General features: G+C 38.6%; 13 protein-coding genes. 6 read left to right on the top strand and 7 right to left on the bottom strand.

Annotation, left to right across the window (positions count from 1 at the left end; translation table 11 throughout):
- Nucleotides 1-201: 201 nt before the first annotated feature.
- The 4 genes from lipA (at nt 202) to adeS (ending at nt 5,041) form a co-directional block, all read left to right on the top strand.
- Nucleotides 202-1,176: a lipoyl synthase gene (gene lipA, locus ACFN7Z_RS08620; RefSeq protein WP_010326707.1), complete on the top strand. Its 975-nt coding sequence runs from the start codon at nt 202-204 to the stop codon at nt 1,174-1,176.
- A gap of 233 nt (nt 1,177-1,409) precedes the next feature.
- On the top strand, nt 1,410-2,501 hold the full coding sequence (locus tag ACFN7Z_RS08625; RefSeq protein ID WP_010326706.1) for a transcriptional regulator: 1,092 nt from the start codon (nt 1,410-1,412) through the stop codon (nt 2,499-2,501).
- Nucleotides 2,502-3,216: 715 nt separating this feature from the next.
- Entirely contained in the window at nt 3,217-3,945 is a 729-nt protein-coding gene (adeR, locus tag ACFN7Z_RS08630; protein WP_010326703.1) for an efflux system response regulator transcription factor AdeR, read from the top strand.
- Nucleotides 3,935-5,041 carry a two-component sensor histidine kinase AdeS gene (gene adeS / locus ACFN7Z_RS08635; RefSeq protein WP_010326702.1) on the top strand — a complete coding sequence of 369 codons (1,107 nt, stop codon included), beginning with the start codon at nt 3,935-3,937 and terminating at the stop codon, nt 5,039-5,041. Before adeR ends, adeS begins: the two co-directional genes overlap by 11 nt.
- A 40-nt stretch (nt 5,042-5,081) precedes the next feature.
- Here adeS and ACFN7Z_RS08640 read toward each other — a convergent pair whose 3' ends face one another.
- From ACFN7Z_RS08640 to ACFN7Z_RS08655, 4 genes are all read right to left on the bottom strand, one after another.
- Nucleotides 5,082-5,624 (bottom strand): GNAT family N-acetyltransferase, encoded by a 543-nt coding sequence (locus ACFN7Z_RS08640; RefSeq protein WP_010326701.1) that lies wholly within the window; start codon nt 5,622-5,624, stop codon nt 5,082-5,084.
- Nucleotides 5,625-5,701: 77 nt separating this feature from the next.
- Nucleotides 5,702-8,803: a multidrug efflux RND transporter permease subunit gene (locus ACFN7Z_RS08645; protein WP_010326700.1), complete on the bottom strand. Its 3,102-nt coding sequence runs from the start codon at nt 8,801-8,803 to the stop codon at nt 5,702-5,704.
- Nucleotides 8,803-9,966: an efflux RND transporter periplasmic adaptor subunit gene (locus ACFN7Z_RS08650; RefSeq protein WP_171056720.1), complete on the bottom strand. Its 1,164-nt coding sequence runs from the start codon at nt 9,964-9,966 to the stop codon at nt 8,803-8,805. Before ACFN7Z_RS08650 ends, ACFN7Z_RS08645 begins: the two co-directional genes overlap by 1 nt.
- A 745-nt stretch (nt 9,967-10,711) precedes the next feature.
- Entirely contained in the window at nt 10,712-11,650 is a 939-nt protein-coding gene (locus ACFN7Z_RS08655; protein ID WP_010326697.1) for a LysR family transcriptional regulator, read from the bottom strand.
- A gap of 203 nt (nt 11,651-11,853) precedes the next feature.
- Here ACFN7Z_RS08655 and ACFN7Z_RS08660 point away from each other — a divergent pair, with 203 nt between their 5' ends.
- Nucleotides 11,854-15,324, top strand: coding sequence for an indolepyruvate ferredoxin oxidoreductase family protein (locus ACFN7Z_RS08660; protein WP_010326696.1), 3,471 nt, complete (start codon nt 11,854-11,856; stop codon nt 15,322-15,324).
- A 179-nt stretch (nt 15,325-15,503) separates the two neighbouring features.
- Here ACFN7Z_RS08660 and ACFN7Z_RS08665 read toward each other — a convergent pair whose 3' ends face one another.
- The gene (locus ACFN7Z_RS08665; protein WP_010326695.1) at nt 15,504-15,989 is read right to left on the bottom strand and encodes a hypothetical protein; all 486 of its coding nucleotides are present in this window, start codon (nt 15,987-15,989) and stop codon (nt 15,504-15,506) included.
- A gap of 210 nt (nt 15,990-16,199) precedes the next feature.
- On the opposite strand from ACFN7Z_RS08665, the gene ACFN7Z_RS08670 reads away from it, so the two are divergent.
- Nucleotides 16,200-16,898: a DUF1826 domain-containing protein gene (locus ACFN7Z_RS08670; protein ID WP_010326694.1), complete on the top strand. Its 699-nt coding sequence runs from the start codon at nt 16,200-16,202 to the stop codon at nt 16,896-16,898.
- A 118-nt stretch (nt 16,899-17,016) separates the two neighbouring features.
- On the opposite strand, the gene ACFN7Z_RS08675 is transcribed toward ACFN7Z_RS08670, so the two are convergent.
- Complete coding sequence (locus tag ACFN7Z_RS08675) at nt 17,017-18,075, bottom strand: asparaginase (RefSeq protein WP_010326693.1); 1,059 nt, start codon at nt 18,073-18,075, stop codon at nt 17,017-17,019.
- 334 nt (nt 18,076-18,409) lie between these two features.
- Nucleotides 18,410-19,117 (bottom strand): SDR family oxidoreductase, encoded by a 708-nt coding sequence (locus tag ACFN7Z_RS08680; protein ID WP_010326692.1) that lies wholly within the window; start codon nt 19,115-19,117, stop codon nt 18,410-18,412.
- Nucleotides 19,118-19,230: the final 113 nt, after the last annotated feature.

The following is a 19,230-nucleotide window of genomic DNA, read 5'->3' on the forward strand; positions in this document are numbered from 1 at the left end:
ATATTAAAAACAGAAGGTTGAGAACTTAAAGAATTTTTAAAAATTTTACAGTAGTTCAATCACATATGAAAACAAACCTTTAACCAACCTTTATTTTATATGATAAGTTTTTTGCACTGTTTTAATTTTATTAAAGCACCTAAAAGAGCTTATTTAATATCGGGATCTATATTAATTATTTTAAACGATGGAGTGTTTGTAATGGATTTAAATAACACAGTATTAACTGGAAAGAAGCTACGTGGCGCTGAAAAAATGGCGCGTATTCCAATTAAAGTTGTTCCAACGGAAACGACACCGAAAAAGCCAGAATGGATTCGGACTAAAATTAGTCAACCTGAGGAAGTTCAAATCATTAAGGATTTATTACGACAACAGAAACTACATACGGTTTGTGAAGAAGCGGCCTGCCCCAATTTGCCACAATGCTTTAGCGGAGGGACTGCAACGTTTATGATCATGGGAGATATTTGTACTCGACGCTGTCCATTCTGTGATGTCGCACATGGTCGTCCTAATATCCTAGATCCTAATGAGCCAAAGCATCTGGCTGAAACAGTCAAGAATCTAAACTTAAAGTATGTCGTGATTACTTCTGTTGATCGAGACGACTTAAAAGATGGTGGTGCACAGCATTTTGCAGATTGCATTCGAGAAATTCGTCAAACCAGTCCAGACACTTTGATTGAAGTTTTAGTTCCTGATTTTCGTGGTCGCGCAGATATTGCACTTAAGATTCTGAGCAAAAACCCACCTGATGTCTTTAATCACAATATTGAAACCGTGCCACGCCTGTATAAAGCCATGCGACCAGGCGCTGACTATCAGCATTCATTGGATTTACTTAAGAAATTTAAACACTACTGCCCTGATATCCCAACGAAATGTGGTTTGATGGTCGGTTTAGGAGAAGTCGAGGCTGAGGTTATTGTCTTATTAAATGATTTGAAAGATTATCAAGTAGACTATGTCACAATCGGTCAATACTTACAGCCATCTAAATCTCATGCGCCAATTCATCGTTTTGTTACGTTGCAAGAGTTTAAGCATTATCAAACACATGGAGAGCGCTTAGCGTTTAAAAATATTTGGAGTGCGCCATTAGTACGATCAAGTTATTTTGCAGACCGTCAGTATCATGGTGAAGCTGTGCCTAACCCTTACATGAGCGAATGACTTTTCATCCTATTTACGTTTATTAACATTTCAGATGGAAATAGTCATTTTCAGCTCATAAGAACACTTTTAAAGTAGCTCAAGGACTGGTAAAGCCAAAAGATCTAATTTAACCAAGCAAAGAAAAAAGCATTTAAAATCGAAGCAAGAAGAAATGACGTAAATGACCATAAATTTTGAAGCTCATTTCTAAAGTTTAAAAATATTACAGTCTCATCATAAAGGAATATGATATGAACCTGTTCAATACCGCATCTGCAAAACAGCTGCAAACGACGCATTTAATTAATCAAACTACTGTACATGCTGCCCCTGTTTTAGCATTGCCTCAAGAAGATCAAACGTCTTTATTCCGCCGCTCTATTCAGCATAATTATGCTGACTTACTCAAAATAGCGGATGATTCAGATATGGCGATTGGTCTTACAGATCATCACGGGACTCTCTTATGGACATGGAGTAGTTCAGCCATGCTTTCTTCTGCTGAACAGGTACATTTTATTGAGGGCGGACATTGGTCTACACAGGCAGTTGGAACCAATGCGATTGGTATGACCTTGAACAGCCAAATTTCAAGTTGCGTCTATTCTCATGAAAACCAAATGGACAGTGTTCGTGATTGGGTTTGTTATGCCGCACCGATCTGGGATCCAGCATCAGGTCAATTTCATGGCATTATTAACCTTTCCACAAAATATAAAAAACATACGCCTTTAGGGCTGCTTGCAGTTGAACGCTGTGCAGATTTAATACAACGCGCCATAAAACTTGAACAGCAAAATTTTTTATACATTAAGGCACTAGGCTCGCCTTGGGTTCAATTTAATGGGCATACATTGAACTTGAGTCACCGTCAAATTGAAATACTATGCATTTTAGCTTTGTATCCCCATGGCATTTGTTTAGAAGAGTTACACTATGCCCTTTATGGTGAGCGTAGTGTCAGCCTAAAAACCCTAAAGGCTGAGCTTTCACAACTTCGTAGCTTATTACCCCATTCAATTGAGGCTCGCATTTATAGGCTTAGCTGTGAAGTTCAATGTGATTTTTTACGTGCTGAACAATCATTAAATGCAAATCTTATATCCAGTACATTCTCGCTATATAAAGGTAGCTTTTTATCTAAATCAGAAAGCCCATTACTCAGCACATGGAGACATTGTTTTGATGCCCGTTTAAGCCAGTTGATCTATCAAATAAAGGATATCGATCAATTATTACGAATTATTGGGCAAACACATGATCGAATTGATGCAATACAACGCTTATTAGAACTCTTACCACAAGATAGCGCCCACCGTAATTATTTTTCTAACCTAATTTAAATATTATTTTTGGCTTCAACTCTAAAGTTTTATTGTGTAGAAGATTGAAAAGGAAGTATGACTTTCATACTTCCTTTAATAAAATTTAAAATTGAGAACTAACTACAGTGAAGTCTAGTAATTCACTTACCTAGCTTTGACACCCAGTTTGTCGCTGGATGGTGTACCCATGCCATTACTACAGCTTTAATAGTTAAAGCCACCAAATCTTCTAAGTCTAAGTTATGTAAGTGTGACTTACCATAAGCGCACGTCTATGCCGTGATGGTGACGATAAATATTTAAGAATGCTGACAAGCTTCATCCACCGTTGGTGATATAGAGGATCGGCATCCCCTTTCTTAAAGGGGTTTCAATGAGGTGTGAATAGCCCCCACTCTTCTAGACAAATTTAGTCTATTCTTAAGACCTTTTTAGTAGGAAAATATCTATTCATAGCTAGGTTCATGAACCAAATATTTTACAAGTTGTAACTTTAGTACTCTAAGTAATTAAATTTGTTGTTTATTAAACATAAATTTAATTGTGAACTATATTATAGGTGAACATAAGTTAAATGAATAATAATTAATATTTTGTTCATTAATACTGATATACAACGAATTTTATTATATGTCACCCCTCAATTACAAATATAAATGACTGCTCGTCTAATCATCTCCATTACACAATTAAATGTTAAAATGCATAGCTAGCTTCATCTAAGATAAAATATATGTATCCAAATCTACAGCACAGCTTCGAAAACAGCGTCATTCTTGTTGTTGAAGATGATTATGATATTGGTGACATTCTTGAAAAATACATAAAAAATGAAAACATGCAAGTCATTCGTGCATTGGATGGACAGCAAGCTTTAGAGTGCCTGAAAAACTACTCTATCGACCTGATTCTCCTTGATATTAAATTACCCAAACTAAATGGCTGGGAAATTCTACAAATCATTCGTCAAACAAGTCATATACCTGTAATTATGTTGACTGCATTAGATGATCAAGTGAATAAGATTATAGGGCTAAAAATGGGTGCTGATGACTTTATTATTAAACCATTTAATCCGAATGAAGTGATTGCGCGAATACAAGCTGTACTTAGACGAAGTACAAGTCAAAATACTGAAATTAATCATGTTATTCGTTATAAAAATATTGAAATTAACCCTGAATATCATCAAGTTTACATTTCAAATGGTCAAAGAAATCAGCTACTCAACCTTACTTTAACTGAGTATAAAATACTGGTTTTGATGGTGAAAACACCAAATAAAGTCTTTACGCGTAATGAATTGATCCAAAACTGTATGCCTGAAAGTGATGCTTTGGATCGCACTGTAGATAGCCATATCAGCAAGTTACGCAAAAAACTTGAGGAAAATTATGTAAATGGCTTGTTAATAAATGTCCGTGGCGTGGGTTATCGCTTAGATCAAAACTATGAAATTTAATTTTTTAAAAAACTCAGTTGGAATTAACTTTCAGTTTATCATCATGATGAGCCTACTCAATTTAGGCGTTACGCTGTTATCTTTCATGATTGGCTATTTTGTTTATAGCTGGGCAATCGAAATCGGCTTTTTAGATTTCCAAAGTGTTAATTCAAATGAATTTTTCATCACATCCGTAGACTTTATATGGCTATTTTTAGTTTTATTAACAGGCTTTTTTCTTTCTACTCTCCTCGCCTTTAAATATGGAAAACGCTATACACAGCCAATCAGTGATTTAGCCGATGTTATTCAGCAAATTCAACAAGGAAATTTAGCACTCAGAATTAAACAGCCACATCATGATATTCCACATGAAATAAAATCACTCATAGAGAACTTCAATGCCATGGCAAACCAGCTTGAAGTATCGGTTAAGAATTCAACCGTTTGGAATGCTGCGATTGCGCATGAACTAAGAACACCTGTGACAATATTACAAGGCCGTTTGCAAGGTATTGTCGATGGCGTATTTATTGCCGATCAAGCTTTACATCAAAGTTTATTGAACCAAGTCGAAGGCTTATCTTACCTTGTGGAAGATTTACGGACACTAACACTGATTGAAAATAAACAATTACGTTTAGAACTAGAAAAGACCAATTTAAAAGACAGTATTGAAAAATGTCTGCAGATGTTTCATGAACGGTTTCAATTTAAAGGTTTAACGACTGTTTTAAATTTGACGGATGAATTGGTTTGCGTTGATGTAAGAAGGATGGAACAAGTCTTTATTGCATTATTCTCTAATTTTCTAAGATATTCGAATGCTGGACAAATCAATATAACAACAGTGACCACAACAGAGCATTGGGTATTAACATTTGAAGATGAAGGCCCAGGTATTAATGAATCGCATCTTGAACACTTGTTTAAACCCTTCTATCGTTTGGAAGACTCTAGATCCCGTTTAGATGGTGGTACAGGATTAGGCTTGGCAGTGATTGATGCAATTATTGAAGCACACCAAGGTCATATTTATTATTCTAAATCCAAAAGCTTAGGCGGCAGCTGTTTTACAATACAGTTAAAGGCCCAAGCTAATTTGAGTATTTAAGTTAAAAATACTCAAATTAGCATCATAATTCTTTTAAAAATCAAACTTTATTAACACCCCACTCTTTCTTTAGGATTGCATATTGCATGGTATTTTCATATTTTGGTGAACCATCTGGATTTTTAATAAATGAGATAAATTCTATAAAATGTCCCTCTTTACGAAAACCTAAACGCTCGCAAAGTTTTTGTGAAGCGGTATTGTAATCTTCGACATAGGCATAGATTTGTCTCGTATCTAATTGATTAAATAAGTAATTTATAAATGTATAAGCACTTTCGTTGGCATAACCTTTGCCATGAAATTTTTCATTAAAATTCCAGCCAATTGAATATGTATCTGGTTCTTCTTTGATAAAGAAAATCTCACCAATGAGTTGATCAGAATCTTTCAGGCATACTGCAATACAGTCATTGTCATTTTGCCTTTTGTGAATTTTAGCCAGTGCATTTTCAATCGTTGTTGTCGTATCGGAGGCAAAACAATTGGTGATTGGCTTTGATAAATATTCTAATAATCCTGACGCATCTCGTTCTTCAAATGTTCTCAAGATTAAACGAGGGGTTTCGATTCGAATTGTCATATTCAATCTCGCATGATTCATCATTAAATTTGGGGATGAGCTGAAATATATTATGTTCAGCTCACCGATTTAGTGAGTTAATGCGCAGCTTTGCGTTTCGAGAATTTCTCTACCATGCTCATGACTACAATAAAGAAAATCGGTACAAAAATAACAGCCAAAACAGTTGCACTGATCATGCCACCAAACACACCTGTACCAATCGCTTTTTGAGTTTCAGAGCTTGCGCCACTGGCAATAACTAAAGGAATAACGCCACAAGTAAATGCTAGAGACGTCATTAAGATTGGGCGTAGGCGCAATTTTGCAGCAGCAACAGTTGCTTCAACCAACCCCATACCTTCTTCTCTCAGCGCTTTAGCAAATTCAACAATGAGAATGGCATTCTTAGCGGATAGACCAATAATCGTGATCATGCCAACTTTAAAGAAAATATCATTTGGCATACCTCGAATCATGACTGCAACAAAGGCGCCAATTAATCCTAAAGGTACAACCAACATCACAGAGAGTGGAATTGACCAGCTTTCATAAAGCGCTGCCAAGACAAGAAAGACGACTAACATCGACAACAGTAATAAAAACAAGGTTTGTGATTCAGACTGTTTTTCTTCTAGAGAAATCCCCGTCCACTCATAGCCCACGCCTTTCGGAAGTTGTTTAATCAGATTTTCCATTTCGCTCATGGCTTGTCCTGAAGACATACCTGCTGCTGGACTGCCAGTAATACTCAATGATGGGCGACCATTGTAACGATTGTATTGTTGTGGTGAATGTTGCCAAATTGGGCTGATAATTTCAGACATGGAAACCAATTTACCACTTTGGCTATTCACCTTAATCTGAAGAATATCCTCAATATTCATACGTGATTTGGCATCAAGTTGCACAATGACTTGTTGCATACGATCTTGATTTGGGAAATCATTGACATACATCGAACCCATCGAGGTCGAAATAATATCGGTCACATCACTGAAATTAACACCCAAAGCCTGCAATTTATCGCGATCAATTTTAAGCTCTACAGAACTGCCGTCAGGCAAACCTTCAGGATAGACCTCCGCCACGATTTTACTTTGTGATGCTAATGCTAAAAGCTGATCTTGCGCCTCTCTTAAAGCAGGCATACCAATGTTGCCATGATCTAATAATCGCAATGAAAAACCAGATGAATTCCCCAGTTCATCAATGGCTGGTGGTAACACAGACATGGTCTGGCCTTCTGAACTTTCAGCCATCGCCATATTGGCATTATTCACAACTTCTTGTGCCGTAATAGTACGCTCTTCAAATAGCAATAGATTGGTAAAATACATCGCTGTATTTTGACCAGAACCACTAAAGCCAAAGCCCAATACAGCCATGTTGTCTTTAATACCCGTCTCTTGGTCTAAGTGACTTTGAAATTCAGCAACGACTTTACGGGTACGTTCTTGTGTTGCATCCGCAGGCAGCTGAATCGAGGTCATAAACCACCCCTGATCTTCTTCAGGCATAAATGCAGTCGGTACTTGTTTAAAGCTAAAAATCAGCACAATAACAATGCCTAAGAAACACAACATTGCGATGGTTTTATGTTTAATTACTTTAAATAAACTGCGCTCATAGCGATTGTTCAGCTTCTCAAAACTACGATCAAACCAAGCAAAAACACCTTTTTTCTGATGATCTTGATCAATCGGCTTTAACATCGTTGCACATAAAGCTGGGGTTAATGTCAGTGCAAGGAATGCTGAGAATAAAATTGAAACCGACATGGTAATGGTGAACTGACGATAGATAATCCCCACCGAGCCTGCTGCCAAAGCCATCGGTAAAAATACAGCGGCTAACACTAAGGTAATACCAATAATCGGATTGGTAATTTCCTTCATGGCTTTAGATGTGGCTTCAACTGGAGATAAGCCTTCTGTCGCCATAATGCGTTCAACATTCTCAATGACCACAATCGCATCATCGACAATAATCCCGATCGCAAGCACCATACCGAACATGGTCAACACATTAATCGAAAAACCAGCAAGCAGCATGACTGAGAATGTGCCAAGCAATGCGATCGGTGCAACAATAGCTGGAATCAAGGTATAACGAACATTGTGTAAGAAGATAAACATGACAATAAAAACTAATGCCATAGCTTCAAGCAATGTCATGATTACTTTTTCAATCGAGACTTTTACAAAAGGTGCAGTGTCGTAAGGTATAGAGTATTTCATACCATCAGGCAATGCTGGGCTTAACTGTTCAATTTTCGCTTTGACGCCCTCTGCAGTCTTAACAGCATTGGCACCAGGGCTCATTTGTATCGCCACAGCTGTAGAGGCTTTACCATTTTCTAAAATCGCAAAGTTATACATCTGCGCACCAATTTCGACACGAGCGACATCCGACAGTCGAACATTGGCGCCATTTTGCTGAGCACGTAGACTAATATTTTTGAATTGCTCTACAGTTTCTAATTGACCTTGAGCCGTTAAAGGAATAGTAATTTGTTGCCCCGTCAAAGTAGGAACATCACCAATACGACCTGGTGATATCGGCAAGTTTTGGTTTTGGATGGCTGTATTCACATCTTGAATACTCAATCCATAAGAGATCAAATGGTCTGGATCGACCCAAATCCGCATAGCTTTCTCAGCACCAAAATTTTGGACTTTACCAATACCTTCAACCCGCTTTAATTCTTCAATCACATAGCGTGTCATGTAGTCACTGACATCAATTTCACTATATTTGCCATTCGGTGAACTTAAGCCCACCATCATTAAAAAACCAGATGATGCGGCGTCGACCATCAGTCCTTGTTGTCGCACTGTTTGAGGTAAGCGTGACTCAATGGCTTTAATTTTGTTTTGCACATCAACTTGTGCCAGTTCTACATCTGTACCTGGTTTAAATGTTGCGGTGATTGTTGCTGTTCCAGAACTATCTGAACTTGAACTGTAATACAGTAAGTTTTTGACACCTGACATTTCCCGCTCAATCAAAGTCACAACACTATCATTCAATGTTTTTGGCGTAGCACCCGGATAGGTCGCAGTAATATTAATCTGTGGTGGCGCAACACTCGGAAATCGCGCAATAGGTAACTTGGGGATGCTGAGCACACCTAACAATATAATAAATAAGGCGATTACCCATGCAAAAATAGGACGCCTAATGAAAAATTGAGACATTATTGCTGTCCTCCATTTTCCTGAGTATTTGTAGGTTGCCACTGCTTAATTTTTAGTTTTTGCTCAGGCTGTATACGATCAGCGCCTTCAACAATGACTTTTTCGCCTGCTTGTAGCCCTTGTGTTACTACATAGCTATTTTGATAACGTTGACCAAGCTGAACAGGCTTGCTTTGCGCTAAACCTTTTTGATTAACAATCGTAACATTGGCTTTACCGCTAATATCATGTTGAATCGCTTGTTCAGGTACTAGGAGTGCATTTTCAACTTGAGCTCGGCTCATATTGACTCGAACATACATACCTGGCAAAAGTTTTTGATTTTCATTATTGGCTAAAATTCGAATCGTGACATCACCAGTGTCAGGATCAACTTTAGTACCCGAAAATAGGATTTCACCTGTAACATGATAAGGTTTACCCTGACTATTCAGGATTTCAACCGTATGTTTGGTGTTTGACACGTCACCTTGCTGTAAAGCTTCCTGTAGTTTTTCATAATCACTAATTGATTGCTTCACATCGACGTAGACTTTATTAATCTGTTGTATCACAGCCATAGCATTTGTATCACCTTGACCAACCAGAGCCCCTTCAGTCACCAAAATTTCACCAATCGTTCCAGATATAGGGGCTGTAACAGTCGCATATTTAAGATTAAGCTGCTGTCTGCTTAACATAGCTTGCATTTGCGCCACGTCCGCTTTTGCTTTTTGATAATCTGCTTCCGTATTGTTGTATTCCTGCTGACTAACCGCATTTACTTTTACTAATTCAGTGTAGCGTTTTAACAGCACCTGCAAACGTGTCACCTCAGCCTGTGCACGGTTTAAAGTCGCTTGATTGCTTTTTACATCTGCCTGAAAAATTTCAGAATTTAATTTAAAAAGTGGTTGACCAGCTTGTACATAAGAGCCTTGTTTAAAAAGCACTTTATCAACAATTCCACCCACTTGCGGACGAATCTCAGCAATACGATAAGCTGCAACACGACCGGGAAGATTTTCAATTACATTTAAGGATTGCGGTAATACAGTGATGGTACTGACAACTGCCGGCGGCATTTCTGTTGGGGACTGATCAGCATCTTTGGATTGTGTACAGCCGATTAAAAATACAGTTGTAATAAGTATTGAACTTATTAAATGATGACGTGTTTGCATGCTTTTTCAGAGGGAGTTTTTAGATGCTAATATTTTGAAATAGCAGTGTTTATGAATTGCTGATGTTGTGTGGAGATTGTGTGGAGAGATTAAAATATTTATTGTTTAATGACACGCTTAAACAGCGTGGCTTGTAAATGGGTATAAATAATTTTGTAGTTCTACATTTTTTGATCGTATCTTAGTTTTTACTCATAGTTCATGAACTTTAAAATTCTAAACTAAGACTAATATCTACATAAGCAATTGAAAATAAAATACATAGTTTCTTTATAAATTTATGAAGTGAACTTTAGGTGAACATAAGTTAAATAGCATATCTAAGACTGTAGCCTACGCAACCTCAGTTGGTGCTACAGCTCGACATCGTGAATCCCAGTAAAATTATATTCACGATGCCGAGTACGCTAATGAACATAATATACGTTATGCCGAAATCTACGCGCGCAGCCTATCAATGTGATGATCTAACTTGATAAAAAACCGTTTGAGCTGATCTATTTCTCGATCGTTGTCTAATTCTGAATTTTGTAATTGTTCTAGTGCTGTCTCTAGCAGATCGCACATATATGAATAATCTTCTCTGGTTAGAACGCCTATTTTTCTGTCGTAATTAACTGTTTTGAACAAATGTGCATTTCGAATCATAAGTCTTTATCTGCATCTTATTTATGGACTGTGGTTCATGGTAAATCTACTTTTTTTATTTCATGTTTTCCTTAATGATCTGAATCGTGAATTGGAATTATAAAAAATAGTCTGTATCACTTTGAATTTTAGGAGAAATATGCTGCTCAACCCATGTTAACCATGCCCTTGTTTTAGCATCTATAAAATGACGCGATGGCAGTAATGTATAAACACCAATATCAGGTGATCTCCAATCTGCTAAAACACGGCGCAATCGCCCAGTACGTATAGCCTCAATCACAGCAAAAGTTGGAAGTAATGCGATACCCATATCTTGTTGCACCATGTCTAATAATAGTTCTGGTGTGTCAGCAATCAACTGCCCTGTAATATCGATTTGATACGAACAACTATCTTCACTTACAAGATGCCATTGCGGTGTAATCGATGGGTTCACTAATCTTAAACATGCATGTTTTTGTAGATCATCTAGTGATTTGGGTTCGCCATATTTTTCTAAATAAGCTGGTGATGCGCAAAGTAATGAAAATATTGTTCCAATTCTGCGAGCAACAAATCTGGAGTCAGCCAAAGATTCGGTGAGATATAAACTGACATCAATTCCTTTGGCTAAAAGGTCTGGCACATTCTGGGAAGTACGGTACTCAACCGTAAGCTCGGGATAGGTTTGACAAAACTCGGCCAGCATCGGAGACACATAATGATGACCAAAACTGGCCATACTCAAAACACGTAACTTGCCCTGCGGTTTGCTTGCCATTCCCATGGCTTGAGCTTCTGCTTCTTCCACCATTGCAAGCACTTGACGGCATTGCTCTGCATAAGCTGCACCAATATCGGTCAACGCATGCTGTCTGGTCGATCGTTGTAGTAATTTTGTACCTAAACGCCCTTCTAACTCGCTAATGAGTCGAGACACTTGCGCTGTTGTCAGTTCCATCTGCTCTGCGGCAGCGGTAAAGCTTCCACTATCAATGACTTTTAGGAAAGCATGCATTGCATGGAGTAATCCACCCTCAAGATTTTTGCGCATAACGTAAATATGTTTTTCTTAATTACGCATTGTTGCACCAGTCTGGATCACCCACAATGACATTAATGTACATACATTGAACAGTTTCATTGTCTTAAGTTGAACTGATCAATCTTTTTCCAAGTATGTCATTTACTCCAAATATTCAACGGGATGTTGAGAAAAGAAAGTAGCTCGATCTACAAAATTCAAAGGAGATATAAATGAATATAGCGACAAAATTTACCCCAAATAAAATTCCAACCAAGGATGTGTCACTTGAAGATAAATATCTCAGTGATGACGGTACTGCTTATATGACAGGTATTCAGGCTATGGTGCGTTTACCACTCGCGCAAACACGGCGGGATACTTTAAACGGTTATCATACTGCTGGTTTTATTTCAGGTTATCGTGGTTCCCCTGTCGGAAATTACGATAATTTTCTCTGGCAAGTTGAAGGCATACTCAAAGACCATCATGTTGTTTTTCAACCCGGTGTAAATGAAGATCTCGCTGCTACTGCAATTTGGGGTACCCAACAAGCCAATCTCGCAGGGCAAGGTAAATATGATGGTGTAACGTCTTGGTGGTATGGCAAAGGCCCTGGGGTAGATCGTTCTGGAGATGTTCTGCGTCATGCCAATCTTGCAGGAACATCAGAACGAGGTGGTGTGGTTGCCTTCTTTGGTGATGACCACTCTTGTAAATCGTCAAGTATTCCACACCAGTCAGAATACGTGATGATTGGTTGTGGCATTCCAATTTTTTACCCGACTTCAATACAGCAAATTCTTGATTTAGGTGCTCATGCGGTTGCCATGTCACGCTTTGCGGGTGTATGGACATCAATGAAGTTGGTCAGTGAAATCGTCGAAACCTCTGCTTCTGTTCATGTGGATTTAGATCGAGTTACTCCTGTTTTACCCCAAAATATTCAAATGCCTGAAGATGGTGTCAATATACGTTGGCCTGATCACGGCATTCAACAAGAAGAACGTCTTTATAAATATCGCTTACCCGCTGTATTGGCTTATGCACGTGAAAATCAACTAAATCAGGTGACATGGCATTGTCCTGATGCGCGTATTGGCATTGCAGCAAGTGGTAAAGGTTATTTAGATACGATTGAAGCGTTACGTATTCTCGGAATTGAAGGTGAAACGGCCCAACAGCTCGGATTGAGAGTGTATCAAGTTGCTTTAATTTGGCCTTTAGAACCGCAAGGTCTGCGTGAATTTGCCGAAGGTTTAGAAGAACTGATTGTTGTAGAAGAAAAACGCCCGATTCTTGAAGCACAAATTAAAGATGAACTCTATGCGCTTCCAGATGGCAAACGCCCGCGTATCATCGGTAAAGCGAGTGATGGAAAAGGTGAATGGAGTACATCGATTGATGAAGCGCCTTTGATTGGTCACTATGAATTCCAACCTGAACCGATTGCAAAAATGTTGGCTGCTCGATTCTTAAAATTAGATCTTCCAGAAAGCTTAAAAACGCAAATTCAAAATAGACTTGAGCTGTTACAAAAAGCAGAGCACGAGTCACGGCGTGTTTTAGATATTGCAGAACGTAAACCTTTCTTCTGTAGTGGCTGCCCTCACAACTCATCAACTAAGTTACCCGAAGGCAGTCGTGCACTGGGCGGGATCGGTTGTCATTATATTGCCGTGTTACAAGATCATGACACAGAAACGTTCACGCAAATGGGTGGTGAAGGTGTGAGTTGGGCTGGTGCTTCTCATTTCACCAATGAAAAGCATATTTTTGCCAATCTTGGCGATGGAACCTATTTCCATTCAGGTTATCTTGCTATACGCCAAGCGATCGCTGCAAAACTCAATATAACCTACAAAATTCTCTATAACGACGCAGTTGCAATGACAGGTGGACAACATGTCGATGGTCATCTCAGCGTGGCACAATTAACACGACAACTCGATGCTGAAGGAATCACAAAACAAGTCATTGTTACGGATGAACCTGAGCTGATTCATGCTGAAGAAGGTATTGCTGCTCATGTCGAGATTTACCACAGAAATGAATTAGATGATGTCCAACGCAAATTACGTGAGATTTCTGGGGTTACGGCGTTAATTTATGTTCAAACCTGTGCCAGTGAAAAACGTCGTCGTCGTAAACGCAATGCTTATCCTGATATTGCAGAACGCGTTTTTATCAATACTGAAATTTGTGAAGGTTGCGGTGACTGTTCTAAACAATCGAACTGTTTGTCGATCGAACCTGTTGAAACGGTATTAGGAACCAAACGTCAAATTAATCAAAGTAGTTGTAACAAAGACTTCTCTTGTGTCGAAGGCTTCTGTCCAAGTTTTGTGACAGTCCATACTCGTGATATGAAACGTCCAGAAATATTCAAAGGTATCGAAGCTGGCTGGCCAGAAAATCCTATCCTTCCTGAACTAGATCAACAACCTATCCGGATCATGGTCGGCGGTGTTGGCGGTACAGGTGTAGTTACAGCGGGTGCTTTACTTGGAATGGCTGCTCATTTGGAGGGTAAAGCTACACGTATCATGGATATGGCTGGGCTTGCTCAAAAAGGTGGTACGGTTTATTCCTACATACAACTCGCTACAGACGATGATCAAATCTCCGCAACCAAAATCCCTGCGGGTCAATGTGATCTTTTAATTGGTGCAGATGCGATTGTTGCAGGCAGTAATGCGGCACTTTCTCGTCTAAAATCTGACGCTGTTATCATCGTCAATGAAGATGGTTCCCCTACTTCTGATTTCCTTCAATCTCGTGATTGGTATGCGCCAATTACAGATTTGATTCACCGACTTCGTGGTCGAACGACTCAAGGAAAACTCACATCTTTACCTGTAACACGTATTGCCACACAGGTTTTAGGTGATGCAATCTTTGCAAATCAGATCTTACTTGGCATGGCTTGGCAAGCAGGTCAGATACCGCTTAAACGCGAAAGTATTGAAAAGGCAATTCACCTCAACGGTACGGCTACTGAAAAAAACCTTGAAGCTTTCCGTATCGGTTGTCATTTGATGAGTGAGCCTGACTTAGCCAAACGCATTATTGCAACCATACCAACAACGCGTAAACCAACCACGTTGGCCGAACTTGTTGAAGATCGTACAGCGCGTCTGGTCGAGTATTGGAATCAAGATTATGCAACGCAGTATCGAAATCTTGCTGAACAAGCTACCAAAGTATTACCCGAAGAACTCGCTGGAACCATTGCGACACAGCTGTATAGAGTCATGGCGTATAAAGATGAATACGAAGTTGCGCGCTTACTCACAGGAAAAAGCTTTAAACAAACGATTGAAACGCAGTTTGGCAAAGGTCTACGTTTAACCTATCACTTAGCACCACCAGCTTTGGGTGCTCATGGTGTCATACGCAAACGTGCTTTCGGATATTGGATACGCATTCCGATGATGATTCTTGCTCGCCTACAGTGGCTCAGAGAAACTTTTCTTGATCCATTCACTTTACAGCAAGAACGTCAAAAAGAACACGCTTGGCGTGATCGTTATATCGTATTTGTCAAAGCCATCAGTTCTACACCTGAAAGTTATGACTTATCTGTTGCTGAGCAAATCGCTCAATTACCAGCGGATGTACGAGGTTTTGGTCATGTCAAAATGCAAGCGATGGATGTAGCGATACGACGTTGGGATGAGCTTTCTTTGAGTCTTCGTAAATAACATAAATAAAGGAAATAGATTTATATAAGTAGCTGATACAGGATCTTAGGTTGTATCAGCTACTTATCATTTGGCGATGTTTCAAAATGTATGTTGATCGTTTTAACACCGCAAAATTTTGACTAAAAAGTCTTAGATTTGAGCCTACAGTACATCATTAGATAACGTAGACTTTTTTATTACGCATTTTCGTGAACTAATCTGCTTATTGCTCCAGCGAACAGTACACATACCATCATTGTGTAGACATCTAACAATTCTAATATTGTTGAAGGGATTTCTTGCTTATTTTTTTCGAAAGCACCATAAAGATAATATTTCAAAGGTTCAAGATCATCGATCGATATCTTAAAATTTACGCGGTGGCTAATTTTATTTCTTATCTTATTCATAGCCTTAATTGAGGGTATAAGTTCCTTATAAGGCTCAGAAATTTGAAAATTAGATAATAAATTTATTTTTTGAGCAAAGGTCAACTTACAGTCATCCCAACTTAAAGTCTTATATTCAGCTTTTAAATACTCATCAAGATAGTGTTCTATTATTAAATGGCATGACAAAAAATACCCTAATTCCTCATAGTTAATATTATCTAATCGTTGCCATGTTATAGATCCTTCCGAAATATTCCCGACTAAAGGTGGAAGCCCTTTCTCGTTTCTCATTAATTAACCTTATTTGATTTAAGCCGTATAACTTCATTTTATGTTAAATCGAAATATCGTAATCTGAACTGTGCAGCTACGCAAGTCTCGGTGGCAAGGGCTTCTATTACAGATGATATTCTTCTTCAAGAAATTACCCAGCTATTTTTAAATGCAATATACCTAAAGCTAGATGTTATGATTACATCCTGTTTATGATCTAATTCTCATATGAAAAATCCATTTTCTGACAACGCCCAAATTAGTGTAGTTTCTAACTTCTCTAAACTTGTAAATTCGAATTTTCAAGGAGAAATGAATGCTATCTGCTGGCGTAGAGATTTGGTTGGCGATTTTAAAGAAATTGTGGCTAAACTTGAGTTAAAAGAGAATATTACAGAAGTTTCCGTTGAAGATCTTTTAGCTTTACAACTTTCAGAAAAAGGGAATCTCGCAAGGGAAATCATTTTAAAAGATATACAGCTATTAACCGATTTTGGCGCATCCCCTGCACTTAACTTATTGAAATGTTATGAACGTGATGACGAGCTAGATTTTATTTCAACAGATGTATATTCGTTTCATATTGATCGTTCACCCATAGAAACAGATACTTTCTTATGTACCTACCACGGTGCTGTAAGTGATATCGTGCCCAATGCTCAAGTTGAGAAAAAAGTTCTCATTCCCGAAATCAGAGAAAAGCTTAAAAAGCGGCATGATGGCCCAGAAACAGAGTTTGAAACTTTCCTAGAAGAGTACTTTTTCGACCTGCATTATCAACCTAAACCGAATGCAAAACCTGTGAATTTAGGCTTAGGACATCTTTGGCGCTTGGCGGTAGATCATCCGACGCAACAGGTCTTGCCTTGTGTGCATAGAGCGCCTGTCGAAAAAGATGGTGAGTATAGGTTGCTATTGATTTGTTAAATATTTATTCGATATAGAGTCGATGAATTTAATCTATTTATAGACGGTAAAAAAGCACCTTAAATTTTTAAGGTGCTTAACTCAAAAGCATTACTATGCAAGTTCACAGTTATTGATTTTAGTAATCCCAAAAAATGCGTTGGATTTCCTTGGCATCTTTTGTTTTTGTTAAAGCAAGTGCAGCAAGTAATTTAGCTTTTTGCGGGTTAAGATCATGTGCGACCACCCAACCATATTTGTCATCTGGTTGTTCTGCATTTCTAAGAATAAAACCTTGAGGTACGCGAGATGAACGAATAATTTGCACACCTTGTTTTTGTAAGTCAGTTAATGTTGGAACAATATAATTGGCTACCGATCCATTCCCTGTACCTGCATGAATAATAGCTTTTGCCCCTGCTTTAGCATAAGCCGTGTATGCATCCGGCAACATATTGCCTGAACCATAAACAATTTGTACCAGCGGTAAGCTATCACCTTTAATATTTTCAATATTAAATTCTGAGCTCTTATTATGACGTTTTGCTGTATTTCTGAACCAGTAAGGTTTTCCTTCGACTAAGGTCCCGAGTGCACCCCATTGGCTCATAAATGCATTGGTATGGATATTAATTGTTTTTGAAACATCTCGTGCTGCAAAAATGTCGTCATTCATGAGCACAAAAGTTCCTTTACCTTTTGCACTATCGTCGGCAGCAAGTGCAACCGCACTATAAAGGTTCAACGGGCCATCAGCAGAAAGTGCAGTACTTGGACGCATTGACCCGACCAATACAATCGGCTTATCTGAATGAATCACTAAATTTAAAAAGAAAGCTGTTTCTTCTAGTGTGTCTGTTCCATGTGTAATCACGACACCATTCACATCAGACTTTTTAAGTAAGTCATTGACTTGACGTGCAAGGGATAATAATTCTTTATCCGTAATACTTTCTGATGCAACTTGCATGGCCTGCACACCAGTCACATTGGCAAGGTTTTGAATCTGGGGAACCGCATTTAATAATGCATCCACAGGAACTTTTGCCGCAGTATAGGTTGCACTATTGGTAGAGCTTGCTCCAGCACCTGCAATCGTTCCACCAGTAGCGACAACAACGACATTATTTTTGGCAAATGCTGCACATGGGAGTAATAGGCTTAAACTTAATGTCAAAGCTGAAATCGTTTTTTTCATAGGTCATCCTTTTTGAGTCATTTTATTCTTAGCATTTTTCATACCATAGTAAAATTACTGGAAAAAGATAGGATTGTATAGGTGTAGAAATTGTATTTTTTGTCCATCACATTTCTTAAATACGATTAATCATGGTGCATCTCTTGTAGTTTTGAGATGAGTCCTATTTACCCAATACAGAACAGTTGCAAGAAAATATTCAAAATACGGTACGACTATTTTTAAATGGTTATCGCACTTTTTAGCAAGTTGTTATTTTATTTAGGATGAAAGCAATATGCAGTCCCTCCAAGAATGAAAAACTGCACCGTATTATTTAGGCGGTGGCTATTTATTACCACGTTATTTCATGACCTTGAAAGTCGACAAACTGTTGTTCATTTTTACCAATAAAATCTTCAACCACACGTACAATGCCCGTTGTGCTTTCTTTTACGTTGATGGGTGCATGGCTTCCGCCCATTTCAGTTTGCACCCAGCCTGGATGTAAGTTCAGCACGCCTATTTGGGCAGGAATTGCCTCATTTATCGCAAAGCCCCGTGTGATACTATTGAGAGCAGCCTTGCTTGCGCGATACAGCTCCATACTTCCATCATCGTTTAAAGCAACGCTTCCCATGCGAGAACTCATAAATGCAATGACACTCTTTTCTTTCATCAAAGGAAGAAGTGTTCTCGCAATCGTCACGGGTGCAATGCTATTTACCCAAAACAGATTGGCAATCTCATTGGGCGTGCACTGCTCAACGCGTTGATGTTTTGGCCCAAGAATGCCCGCGGAAACCAACAGTAGGTCGATGGATTTTTCATGATATTTACTGAGTAAACGGTCTGCCGTTTGTACATAGCTTAAATCTAATTCGGTTAATTCAAGTCGGTCGGGATACTCAGAAAGCAGTTGATTTAAGCCTGTAGAGACTTGGTCTATGTCTCGGATGGTCGCGATAACCTGCCAGTGCTGATTAAGCAGCTCACGAACCAGACCTAGGCCAATCCCTCTAGAAGCTCCAACCACGATTGCCCGTTTATTCTTATCAGACATAAAATGTTCCTCTATCACGATAATTCAAGGTGTTAAAAACGCTTGAGCTCAAACCTTCAAAGTTTGCTTTGGGATATTGATTCACAAGCTTAAGAATTCGCTTTGATCATAGT

The sequence above is a fragment of the Acinetobacter sp. P1332 genome (assembly GCF_044057475.1).
Lineage (GTDB): Bacteria > Pseudomonadota > Gammaproteobacteria > Pseudomonadales > Moraxellaceae > Acinetobacter > Acinetobacter johnsonii.

Excerpts from the sequence above, each read along its gene's own strand:
- lipA (WP_010326707.1), top strand. The coding sequence starts at position 202 with ATGGATTTAAATAACACAGTATTAACTGGAAAGAAGCTACGTGGCGCT.
- ACFN7Z_RS08625 (WP_010326706.1), top strand. The coding sequence starts at position 1,410 with ATGAACCTGTTCAATACCGCATCTGCAAAACAGCTGCAAACGACGCAT.
- adeR (WP_010326703.1), top strand. The coding sequence starts at position 3,217 with ATGTATCCAAATCTACAGCACAGCTTCGAAAACAGCGTCATTCTTGTT.
- adeS (WP_010326702.1), top strand. The coding sequence starts at position 3,935 with ATGAAATTTAATTTTTTAAAAAACTCAGTTGGAATTAACTTTCAGTTT.
- ACFN7Z_RS08640 (WP_010326701.1), bottom strand. The coding sequence starts at position 5,624 with ATGACAATTCGAATCGAAACCCCTCGTTTAATCTTGAGAACATTTGAA.
- ACFN7Z_RS08645 (WP_010326700.1), bottom strand. The coding sequence starts at position 8,803 with ATGTCTCAATTTTTCATTAGGCGTCCTATTTTTGCATGGGTAATCGCC.
- ACFN7Z_RS08650 (WP_171056720.1), bottom strand. The coding sequence starts at position 9,966 with ATGCAAACACGTCATCATTTAATAAGTTCAATACTTATTACAACTGTA.
- ACFN7Z_RS08655 (WP_010326697.1), bottom strand. The coding sequence starts at position 11,650 with ATGCGCAAAAATCTTGAGGGTGGATTACTCCATGCAATGCATGCTTTC.
- ACFN7Z_RS08660 (WP_010326696.1), top strand. The coding sequence starts at position 11,854 with ATGAATATAGCGACAAAATTTACCCCAAATAAAATTCCAACCAAGGAT.
- ACFN7Z_RS08665 (WP_010326695.1), bottom strand. The coding sequence starts at position 15,989 with ATGAGAAACGAGAAAGGGCTTCCACCTTTAGTCGGGAATATTTCGGAA.
- ACFN7Z_RS08670 (WP_010326694.1), top strand. The coding sequence starts at position 16,200 with ATGAAAAATCCATTTTCTGACAACGCCCAAATTAGTGTAGTTTCTAAC.
- ACFN7Z_RS08675 (WP_010326693.1), bottom strand. The coding sequence starts at position 18,075 with ATGAAAAAAACGATTTCAGCTTTGACATTAAGTTTAAGCCTATTACTC.
- ACFN7Z_RS08680 (WP_010326692.1), bottom strand. The coding sequence starts at position 19,117 with ATGTCTGATAAGAATAAACGGGCAATCGTGGTTGGAGCTTCTAGAGGG.